At 38.8% G+C, this 11245-nt stretch carries 10 protein-coding genes; 7 read left to right on the top strand and 3 right to left on the bottom strand.

What is annotated here, in order from left to right; all coding sequences use genetic code 11:
• Positions 1-213: 213 nt before the first annotated feature.
• Positions 214-513 (top strand): LytTR family DNA-binding domain-containing protein, encoded by a 300-nt coding sequence (locus QM524_RS13755; RefSeq protein ID WP_095161112.1) that lies wholly within the window; start codon positions 214-216, stop codon positions 511-513.
• 397 nt (positions 514-910) lie between these two features.
• Here QM524_RS13755 and QM524_RS13760 read toward each other — a convergent pair whose 3' ends face one another.
• The gene (locus QM524_RS13760; protein ID WP_095161113.1) at positions 911-2386 is read right to left on the bottom strand and encodes a Gfo/Idh/MocA family protein; all 1476 of its coding nucleotides are present in this window, start codon (positions 2384-2386) and stop codon (positions 911-913) included.
• Positions 2387-2621: 235 nt separating this feature from the next.
• Between QM524_RS13760 and QM524_RS13765 the strand changes: the two genes are divergently transcribed.
• Complete coding sequence (locus tag QM524_RS13765; RefSeq protein WP_283345045.1) at positions 2622-3740, top strand: trans-sulfuration enzyme family protein; 1119 nt, start codon at positions 2622-2624, stop codon at positions 3738-3740.
• Between the two features lie 113 nt (positions 3741-3853).
• Here the strand turns inward: QM524_RS13765 and QM524_RS13770 are convergent, their stop codons facing one another.
• Positions 3854-5254 carry an MBL fold metallo-hydrolase RNA specificity domain-containing protein gene (locus tag QM524_RS13770; RefSeq protein WP_283345046.1) on the bottom strand — a complete coding sequence of 467 codons (1401 nt, stop codon included), beginning with the start codon at positions 5252-5254 and terminating at the stop codon, positions 3854-3856.
• Positions 5255-5337: 83 nt separating this feature from the next.
• On the opposite strand from QM524_RS13770, the gene pbpC reads away from it, so the two are divergent.
• From pbpC to rplL, 5 genes are all read left to right on the top strand, one after another.
• Positions 5338-7662 carry a penicillin-binding protein 1C gene (pbpC, locus tag QM524_RS13775; protein ID WP_283345047.1) on the top strand — a complete coding sequence of 775 codons (2325 nt, stop codon included), beginning with the start codon at positions 5338-5340 and terminating at the stop codon, positions 7660-7662.
• 479 nt (positions 7663-8141) lie between these two features.
• The gene (gene rplK, locus QM524_RS13780) at positions 8142-8579 is read left to right on the top strand and encodes a 50S ribosomal protein L11 (protein WP_166551587.1); all 438 of its coding nucleotides are present in this window, start codon (positions 8142-8144) and stop codon (positions 8577-8579) included.
• A gap of 108 nt (positions 8580-8687) precedes the next feature.
• Positions 8688-9386 (top strand): 50S ribosomal protein L1, encoded by a 699-nt coding sequence (rplA, locus tag QM524_RS13785; RefSeq protein ID WP_095161117.1) that lies wholly within the window; start codon positions 8688-8690, stop codon positions 9384-9386.
• 2 nt (positions 9387-9388) lie between these two features.
• The gene (gene rplJ / locus QM524_RS13790) at positions 9389-9922 is read left to right on the top strand and encodes a 50S ribosomal protein L10 (protein ID WP_095161118.1); all 534 of its coding nucleotides are present in this window, start codon (positions 9389-9391) and stop codon (positions 9920-9922) included.
• Between the two features lie 115 nt (positions 9923-10037).
• Complete coding sequence (rplL, locus tag QM524_RS13795) at positions 10038-10418, top strand: 50S ribosomal protein L7/L12 (RefSeq protein WP_026997920.1); 381 nt, start codon at positions 10038-10040, stop codon at positions 10416-10418.
• Between the two features lie 215 nt (positions 10419-10633).
• Here the strand turns inward: rplL and QM524_RS13800 are convergent, their stop codons facing one another.
• Positions 10634-11077, bottom strand: a complete 444-nt coding sequence (locus QM524_RS13800; protein ID WP_095161119.1) for a DoxX family protein — start codon at positions 11075-11077, stop codon at positions 10634-10636.
• Between the last annotated feature and the right edge of the window lie 168 nt (positions 11078-11245).

An 11245-nucleotide genomic window follows, 5' to 3' on the forward strand; every position in this document is an offset into this window, starting at 1 on the left:
GGATGATTAAACATACAAAGTTACAATCCTTTACTTACAGATTAAGTACCTTAAAATAATTTCACTTTTCCTTAAAAAATATCTCCATTTTGTCCAATTCATTTTTAGCGCCGTTTGTTAAAATACTGAATGCTAAGTATTTGATGCCAGAGCCTCTAATTTGATATTTGCATAACCTTGTATGTTAAAAATTAATAGCTCAACATCCCTCTTATGAACAACAATTGCCCGTCCCACTTGAGTATTGGGAGAAAATATTTCTATTTTTCCCAAGATATTATGTATTTCGAAGGCTCTATCAACTATACCTTCGTGCATTTACAAACAGGTAGAAAAGACATTATGGCTCAGACCATAGGACGAGTTGCTACCAAAACTGATGAAGGCTTTGTGCGAATTAGCCGCAAACACCTCGTCAATCGCCAGTACATTCGCGTTGTACACCGCGACTATGTTGAATTGCTCGATAAGAGTATTTTACCAATTGCCCGTCGTAGACGAGGTAATCTTTAGAAATTGATTGGAAATAACGAGATACTAATGTGAAAATTTATACGATTTACTTAACACAAAAGGAGCGATTCATAAGAGTCACTCCTTTTTTATGAGGTAAAGTATTGAAAATTAGAATTTTATAAAAGTGTTGGGGCTACTTCGGATTTGAGATTTCCGATTACGGAAAGTAAAGAGATAATTTTCTATTTCCTCAATCAAAAATCCCGAATTAGGAGTGTACTAAGGATAATAAAAACCATTTATTTCGGATATCAGATATTGGATTTCGGAAGTGTAAATTGCTATATTTTGAAAAAAATAAAAGTCTTTTACTTTATTTCCGAAATCAGAAATCCCAAATCCGCAATAGTTTGGAATCCTTCGTACAACCCTAATTCCAAACCTGAAATAATACTTACATGCTCCAACCTTGACGATATTCTCTTTTTACAAATTGATTTGCTTCTTCAAAATTGGTAATACGCATATTTTCACCATCCCACAACAACTTTTTGCGTCCCGGATATTCATAGTCTTGTAACCATTGCTTATCCTTTTTCGGAGTACGATAGAAATAACTGCGAATGGCCAAATTACCCATCAATACGGTTTCGGACATAGGACCTGCATAGTCAAATGATGAACTTAATGGCTGATGTTTGCCAAATCCATCACGGCAAGCCTGTAGCCATTGTTGGTAATGCCCCTCGTTGTCAGCACCCACAACTCTTGGAATAGAAATAGGAAGTTTGTCACCTTTTTCCTTGAGTTTGGCTTCTGGCCAAAGCGATGGGTTTGCACCATAAACACCACACATCATTACACCTTTTGTACCCATTAATAGTACACCGCCACTCCAGTCTCCAAGTTTTACATCCGCAGGGATTTCTTCAGGACGTTCGGGCATTAAGCCGCCATCGTACCAAGTCATTTTCACAGGCTCTTTTCCTTTTCTTGGAAATTTGAGGTGAATCATCGAAGACGCTGGAAAACTTTCAGGGAAATAGCCTTGTTTGAAAGGTCCTGTCCATACGTCGCTAATGCTACACTCTACTTCTGAAGGATATCCCAGTCCTAACACTCGATAAGGAGGATCCATCATGTGACAAGCCATATCTCCTAGTGAACCTGTACCGAAGTTAACCCAACCACGCCAGTTGAACGGATGATACCCAGGGTTATATTCTTCATAGGCTGCTGGACCCAACCACAAGTCCCAATCCAATTCGCTTGGTACATCAAATTTGCCTTGAGGTTTGGCTAAGCCTTGTGGCCACACAGGACGGTTTGTCCAAGCATGCACACGATTTACTTCTCCAATTAAGCCAGCTTTATACCATTCCATCATACGACGAACTCCATCGCCCGATGAACCTTGATTTCCCATTTGTGTTACCACTTTATTTTCACGAGCGGCAATGGTCATCTTACGAACCTCAGCAATGTTGTGAGCCAATGGTTTTTGAACGTAAACATGTTTTCCCATTTGCATAGCAGCCATGGCAATTACATAGTGCGTATGGTCTGGTGTAGACACAGTTACGGCGTCAATGTTATTTTTTTCGGCTTCTAAAAGTTTTCTAAAATCCTTGTAATACTTAGCATTAGGGAATTTTTTGATAGCATTAGCAGCCTGACGGTCGTCTACATCGCACAAGGTCGCAATATTGTTACGACCATTATCCCAAGCGCCATTTAAGTCTGTCCAGCCTTTGCCACCACAACCAATGGCTGCGATGTTAAGCTTGTCAGAAGGTGCCGTGTAGCCCTTACCAAGAACATGACGAGGAACGATGTAAAAACTTCCGAGTGTCAAAGAAGCGGCTTTAAGAAAGTCTCTTCTCGATGAACTGCCAGCATTACCCGATGGCAATTTTGTTGAGTCAGTCATTTTAATAGAAAATTAGGTTAAATAAGAAGACGTAATAGGTCGTTTTGAAGGACTTATAAATATACTTAAAAAGTGCTTTACTCAAAGCTATTATGAAAGGAATTACTTGTTGTCCTTTTATGTCGGCATCGGTAAATTGTTACAAAATCCAAAATACTAGACTAAATTTGTGTCAACTGTAATGCCATTTTGGGCACTTACTTCAGCTCAAACTTTTAAAATAAAAATATTCCCGATGAATTTTGAAACTTTAGCCATAAAAAGCACCCAAATGACCGACACCAATGCTGGTGCGGTTGCTTCGCCTATATATCTTTCGACTACTTTCGAAAGAGAAACGGATGGATCGTATGCGCATGGTTATATATATGCTCGCAATGACAATCCCAATCGTCAGTTGTTAGAGAAAAGCTTGGCTGTTCTTGAAGCAGGAGAAGTTGGATTAGCCTTTGCTTCGGGAATGGCGGCTACAACTGCCTTGTTTCAGTCTTTCAAGTCAGGTGACCATATCATTACACCCGACGATGCTTATTTTGCTACAAATGTATTGATTGAAGAAATTTTTTCGCACTGGGGACTTACGCTTACCAAAGTAGATACGACCGATTTGGAGGCAGTCAAAAATGCCATTCAGCCTAATACCAAACTGATCTGGCTCGAAACACCTTCTAACCCTCAGCTAAAAGTTTCGGATATTGCAGCTATTGCAGATTTAGCACACCAACACGGAGCGTTGTGTGCTGTAGATAATACTTGGGCAACGCCTGTGCTACAACGCCCTTTGTTGTTAGGGGCTGATATTGTCATGCATTCAACTACAAAATATTTTGGTGGACATGGCGACGTATTGGGTGGAGCTTTAATTTTAAAAGAAGATGGAGAATTAGCAACTAAAATCAGAACAATCCAAAAGTTGACTGGAGGAGTACCTTCTCCGTTCGAATGTTGGTTGGTAGCAAGAGGAATCAAAACATTGTCGTTGCGTGTAAAAGCGCAAACGGCCAATGCTCAGCAATTAGCCGAATATCTAGCACAACATCCTGCAGTAGAAGCGGTGCATTACCCTGGCTTGCCATCACATCCGCAATATGTTATTGCGCAAAAACAAATGTCACAGGCTGGAGCCATGTTGTCAGTACAGGTAAAAGGGGATGCCATCAATGCAATGAATGTGACGGGAAAATTACAGTTGTTTACTACAGCAACGAGTTTGGGAGGAGTCGAAAGTTTAATCGAGCATCGCAAATCAGTTGAAGGTCCAACAAGTCCAACTCCTGATAATTTGCTACGAGTTTCGGTAGGCTTGGAAAATATTGAAGATTTGATAGCTGATTGGGCACAGGCACTTCAGTAGTCAATTAGAGCTTTGAGCTATCAGGATTCGACTTTCAGATAAAAACAAAAAAGGATATTTTATCGATTTTGCTCGATAGCTGATAGCTCAAAGCTTATTTTTGAAATAGACTTTTAATTAAGCTCTATTTCTTGATGCATTTGAGGGATTTCGATGTGTTGATATCCCTCTTTTTCTAATTTTTCTTTGAATATTTCTTGAGTATCTAGTTCACCATGAACCAAGAAAATAGTTTTGACTTCTTCTTTGTTTTGACATGATAAATAAGAAATAATTTCTTGATAATCAGCATGAGCTGAGAAAGAGTCCATCACCAAAACCTCTGCACGAACATCATGGTTTTCTCCAAAAATATGTACCTGTTTTGCCCCTGATTTTAACTGTCCTCCCAAACTATCTGGAGAAGTATATCCTACCAAAAGGATACAACAACGTACATCGTTGATATGGTTGGCGATATGGTGTTTGATACGTCCTGCTTCTGCCATACCCGATGCCGAAATAATAATACAAGGCTCTGGGCTATCATTCAACTTTTTGGATTCTTCCACTGAACTTATGTAGTGTAGATTTGGGAAGCCAAAGGCATCACCATCGCCTTTTTCGAGATAAGCTAATATTTCAGGATTAAAACATTCTGGATGATTTTTCATGACCATTGTAGCGCTCACCGAAAGTGGCGAGTCTACATATACTTTGATTTTAGGTAAATGCCCTTCTGCTTCGAGTTGGTCCAGTGCATAAACTAACTCTTGAGTACGGTCTATAGAAAAAGCAGGAATAATCAGTTTGCCTTTTTGTTCGACACAAACTCTTTTTACAATTTTGAGCAAGCTTGACTTTACATCAGCTTCGGGCTCATGCAAACGTGAACCATACGTAGACTCACAAATGATATAGTCAGCTTGTGGAAAAGGTTCTGGACTTTTGAGAATTTTGTCGTGCGGTCGACCAATGTCTCCTGAGAAGAAAACATGAATGGATTTTTCACCTTCTTTGACTGTTAAAGAAATGGCTGCCGAACCAAGAATATGCCCCGTATCGGTAAAGAAGGCTGATACTTCCTCACAAATTGAAATTTCTTCACGGAAATTGACGGCCTGCATTTGCGCTATGGTTTGTGCCACATCGTCTTCCGTATATAAATTTTCGAGTAAAGTTTCTCCCCTTTTTTCACGACGCTTATTGATTCTTGCCAAGTCGTTTTCTTGAATCCTTGCTGAGTCTCCAAGCAACAAGGTAGCTAAATCTTTGGTAGCAGAAGTACAAAAAATCGGTCCTTGAAATCCTTTGGCAACCAATCGAGGCAATAAGCCCGTATGGTCGATATGAGCATGCGATAAAACGACATAGTCGATTTCGGCTGGCTCAAAACCAAATTTTTGGTTCATGTCCTGTGTATTCAAACCCTGAAATAACCCACAATCTAGTAGAATTTTAGTGCCTTTTTCAGTAATTAGCAAGTGCTTTGAGCCAGTCACTCGTTGTGCTGCTCCGTGAAATTGAATTTTCATATTATCAAGTCTAGGAATTTTTAAGTTACTTAGCTGTTCATAAAACAGGCCTTATTTTTACAATTTATCAAAACATTTTTTTAATGCCTCTATCAAAGCTAGAATATTGGGCAAAACGCCTCTATCAATCACGCAGTGGGCGAATAAGCATTGTGGTAATTTTGCTATTGGTGGTATTAGATATTGCTTTTCCTGTGAAAGTTAACCCTCAATATTCTACAGTAATTACTGATTCTGATGGCAAAATATTGCATGCCTTCCTAAATCCCCACGATAAATGGCGAATGCAAACTGAACTCAAGGAAATTACACCGACTCTCGAAAAGGCCATTATCTTTAAAGAAGACCGTTGGTTCCGTTATCATTTTGGCATTAATCCTATAGCCGTGGGTCGTGCTTTTTTCAACAATATTATTAAGGGGAGACGTACCTCTGGCGCTAGTACGATTACGATGCAAGTAGTACGTTTACTTTATCCACAAGAGCGAACCTATTGGCATAAAATCACCGAAATGATTCGAGCCATACAACTTGAATTGCATTATTCTAAAGATGAAATTCTCCAAATGTATTTGAGCCTTGTACCTTATGGGTCTAATATCGAGGGACTTAAGTCTGCTTCTGTTTTATATTTTCAAAAATCTCCTGATGTTTTAAGTTTGGCAGAAGTGACAGCCTTAACCATTATTCCTAATCGACCATCGAGCTTGCGATTGGGAAAAAACAATACCTATGTTTTACAGGAAAGAAATAAATGGTTACAGCGTTTTGCGGAAGCAGATTTGTTTGCGTCCCAAGATATAGACGATGCCTTGGCTGAGCCTTTGCAAGTACGACGACACGAAGCGCCTAAATTAGCGCCACATCTAGCCTATCGACTCAAAACTACCTATCCTAATGAGCCAACGATACATTCTAGTTTACGGAGAAATTTACAACTAACATTAGAAAAAATCGTTCAAAACTACGTTAACCGATTATATGGTATCAATATTCACAATGCAGCAGTGCTGTTAATCAATAACCAAACCAAACAAGTAGAAGCCTACGTGGGGTCAGCGGATTTTAATAATCCTATTGATGGAGGACAAGTAGACGGTATCCGAGCCATTCGCTCGCCTGGGAGTACGCTCAAACCTCTTTTATATGGAATTGCTTTGGACAAAGGAATTATTACGCCAAAATCAGCCATAAACGATGTGCCAAGCAATTTTGGAGGCTTTGAACCAGAAAATTTTGACAAACAATTTCATGGAAAAGTTACAGCCGAATTTGCCTTGGCTAATTCTCTGAATATTCCTGCGGTAAAACTGTTGAAAGATATTTCTACGGCTAGTATGATTGAAAAACTAAAGAAAGCTGAATTTCAAACGATTAAGAAAAATGCGTCGAAATTGGGTTTGTCGCTAGCACTGGGAGGTTGTGGTGTTACTTTGGAGGAATTAACCAATCTTTTTGCCAGTTTTGCCCATCAGGGAACATTTACTAAGGCTACCTTACTGGCAGAAGAAAATCCCAATAAACCCACTGAAATCCTGTCTGAGGATGCTACTTTTTTAATAAATCAAATTCTAAGTCAAATCACCCGTCCTGATTTACCCAACAATTATGAATATACTTATCGAATGCCCAAAATAGCTTGGAAAACAGGGACTTCTTTTGGTAAAAAAGATGCTTGGAGTGTTGGGTATAATGCCAAATATACATTAGGAATATGGATTGGGAATTTTTCGGGCGAGGGCGTTCCAGAGCTTTCGGGTGCCAACATTGCTACGCCACTTTTGCTCGATATTTTTAATACGATTGACTATAATTCTTCTGCCAAATGGTTTAGTCCAAGTGCCAACTTAGCTATGCGAAAAGTTTGTGCCGAAACGGGTTTTATTCCAAGCGAGCATTGCAATCATCAAATCACAGATTATTACATCATGGGGGTATCTAATACCCAAAGCTGTGCGCATACCAAAGCTGTTTGGATAAACCCCTCAGCTACCATAAGTTATTGTGCTGTTTGTATGCCAGATAGTGGAGCCATTCAAAAGCAATATCCTGTTTTTGCCCCTGAGTTAATTGCATGGTATCAAACACGACATATTCAATACGAACAAATACCTCCTCATAATCCACAATGTACCAGAGTTTTCAATAACAACGCCCCTATCATTTCGTCGCCTAATGATGGTGCAGAATATTGGATAGAGCCCAATGAAGCGGTAAAACTACAACTGAGCTGTCAAGTGGGCAATGACGTAAAAGTGATCTATTGGTACATCAATGATAAACTCTATCAAAAAAGTACACCTCAACAAGAAACGTTTTTTTATCCAGAGGCAGGAAAAATAAAAATCTCATGTACCGACGACAAGGGGCGTACCTCGCATATCTACATTCAAGTTAAAAGGAGCTAGATTGTCATGCCCAATCAGTATCAATGATTCAAGACTAAATACTCCTTAAAAGTCGAGTCAAGTTTGAATATTCCCCAACACCATGATTAATGACATTGCCTATATTAAAGCTCAACAACCCAATCTTAACACTTACTTACAATTTTAAATAGACATCATTTGAGTAAAAAAGGCGCAGAAATAAGAAAAAACGCTAAATCCTCTAATTTTTTTTTATAACTATTTGTATATTAACAAGAAAGCCGTAATTTTGCAGTCCGTTTCGGTAGCAGCACAACGATTGCCTGTTGTGAGATAGAGCAAGATGCTGTAAATCAGAAAGTTCAGTTACAAATTTTCTTACCCAAACGCCCGACTTCAATCAGGTAGGGAAAGCTTCCACCCCAACTGGCAGAGAGGAGTCAATCTTGGCATTAAATTTCGCAATTATGCGAAAAAGTTTAGCGTCACAATCCAACATTTAAAGACATTACAAAGAAATGGCAAAAGAAATAGCTGGCTACGTTAAGTTGCAGTGCAAGGGTGGTGCAGCAAACCCTTCACCTCCAATCGGTCCTGCTTTGGGTTCTAAGGGTTTGAATATCATGGAGTTCTGTAAGCAGTTCAATGCCAGAACACAAGATAAACCAGGTGTTATCCTACCTGTATTAATTACTTACTACAAAGACAAATCATTTGATTTCGTAGTAAAAACTCCTCCTGCTCCAATCTTGATTTTGGAAGCTGCTAAGGTGAAAATTGGTTCAGCTCAGCCAAACTTGAAAAAAGTTGGTTCTGTAACTTGGGACCAAGTACGTACAATTGCTGAAACTAAAATGCCAGACTTGAACTGCTTTACAGTAGAAGCAGCAATGAGCATGGTAGCAGGTACAGCTCGTTCTATGGGTATCACAGTTACAGGAGAAAAACCTTTCTAATTTGAAGGTTTGATGATTTGGAAATGAGAAGATTGAAAAATACGTCATTTCAAAATCTAAACTTTTTCAAATTAGCACATTTTCAAATTTTCAAATTGAAAAGAAATAATGGCTAAGTTAACAAAGAAACAAAAAGAGGCTCTTTCGAAATACGACAAGACGCAAGCGTACTCACTTACGCAAGCGGCTCAGATTTTGAAAGAGATTTCATATACGAAATTCGATAGTTCAGTAGACATCGACGTTCGTTTGGGGGTTGACCCTCGTAAAGCCGACCAAATGGTACGTGGCGTAGTAGCGTTGCCTCACGGTACAGGTAAAGATGTACGTGTATTAGTACTTTGTACTCCTGACAAAGAAGAGGAAGCTAAAGCTGCTGGTGCTGATTTCGTTGGTTTGGATGAATATATCCAAAAAATCGAAAAAGGTTGGACAGACATTGATGTAATCATTACTATGCCAACTGTAATGGCTAAAATCGGTCGTTTAGGTCGTGTTTTAGGTCCACGTGGTTTGATGCCAAACCCTAAGTCAGGTACTGTGACTTTGGAAGTAGGTCAAGCTGTGAAAGAAGTGAAAGCTGGTAAAATCGACTTCAAAGTTGACAAAACTGGTATTATCCACACTTCAATTGGTAAGGTTTCATTCGAACCTTCTAAATTGGCTGAAAACGCTCAAGAATTGATCAACACTTTGTTGAAATTGAAGCCATCTTCAGCTAAAGGTACATACGTTCAGTCAATCAACTTGTCTTCAACGATGTCTCCAGGTGTTCAAATTGACAAAGCAACAGTTAACGGTTTGTAATCATGACGAGAGAAGAAAAAGCAGTCATTATAGGTGAGTTGAGCGAAAAGTTCGCTGCTACTCCATACTTCTACATCACTGATACCGGCGGGTTGACCGTTGCAGAAGTAAACGCATTCAGAAGACTTTGTTTTCAACGTGGTTTAGAATACCGTGTTGTTAAAAATACTTTGATTGCTAAAGCACTTGAAACAACTGGTGTTGATTACAGTGCTTTCAATGGAACAGTTTTGAAAGGTTTGTCAGGTGTAATTTTCTCACCAGAAAACCCTAAAACTCCAGCTAAATTAATCAAAGACTTCAAAAAAGAAGCTGGTAAAGATAAAATCCGTTTCAAAGGAGCATCTATCGAAGGTGGTTTGTTCATCGGAGAAGATCAATTAGTAGCTCTTGAAAATGTGAAGTCAAAACAAGAGATGATTGGCGACATCATTGGATTGTTGCAATCTCCTGCGAAAAACGTTGTTTCTGCTCTTCAAAGCAGTGGAGGCAAATTGGCAGGTATCTTGAAAACTTTGTCAGAAAGAGAAGGATAATAACCGACCATTGGTCATTCTTCCTTGAAGGCATACTCTTTGAAAGAGGCTTCCAAGCACAATATAACGCATATTAGTAAATCAAAATCGTAAACAATTAAAATCTATTAATAAAATGGCAGATTTAAAAGCATTCGCTGAACAATTAGTAAACTTGACAGTTAAAGAAGTTAATGAATTAGCAGCTATCTTGAAAGATGAGTATGGTATCGAACCTGCTGCTGCTGCTGCAGTTGTTGTAGCTGGTGGTGGTGCTGGTGATGCTGCTGAAGCTCCTGCTGAGAAAACTTCTTTCGACGTAATCTTGAAAGCTGCTGGTGCTAACAAATTGGCAGTAGTTAAATTGGTTAAAGACTTAACTGGTCTTGGCTTGAAAGAAGCTAAAGAAGTAGTTGATGGCGCTCCTAAAGCTATCAAAGAAGGCGTTTCTAAAGAAGAAGCTGAAGGCTTGAAAAAATCTTTAGAAGAAGCTGGTGCTGAAGTTGAAGTTAAGTAATTAACACAATATACAGTATAAAAAAAGAGTCATAACCTTAGGTTATGGCTCTTTTGCTTTATACAGACTTTTAATGATGACTTTTAGCTTCTATTTTGAAATACTTGTAAGAAAGGTTTGCTATTATGTTGGATTAGTACACTAAAACTGATTAATCTAAAATCAAACATCCGATATCCCCAATATTCGGGTATCTCTCATGTTGGTGTTTATCTTTAATTCCTTTTGGGTGTATTCCTTTTGACAAACTCATCAAAAGAGAATCCTCCAGAACCTATTACTGAAAATACCATAAGCATAATCAAAACAAATACCGATAACCATAACTCAGAGTTTAAATAACTAAAGCCATTTCTGAGGTTAGTGAAGAAAACTGCTACAATCATGATAGGAAGCTGTGCGATTGATGCTGTACGGGTAAGACATCCGAGCATAATCATGAGCCCTCCTACTAAGTGTGCAAATGCTACATAATGCACTGCTACAACTGTCCACGCATTAAAATGTAATCCCTGAATTAAAGTAGCAAGATAAGTGGTATCACCTATAAAGCTGACCCCTTTCATGAAAAGCAAAACGCCCAAAAAAATACGTACGATGTCGAGCCAAGCTGGATGATGCGTATCACCCCAGTGCTCAATTTGTTCGAGAGTTGACATAGTTGTAAAAGGTTTGATTTAGAGGAAGTTAAATATATTAAATGATAATGTCAAGTATATCTGAAGATGAATCTTTCAAACAGGTGGTAGCTGTCACCAAGGGCATTTTTAACGAGTTTTGGCGTTATAATCCATTTTTCTCATAACTCCAAATTTTCTTGCTAAAAA

Source organism: Flectobacillus roseus (genome assembly GCF_030056595.1).
Classification (GTDB): Bacteria; Bacteroidota; Bacteroidia; order Cytophagales; family Spirosomataceae; genus Flectobacillus; species Flectobacillus roseus.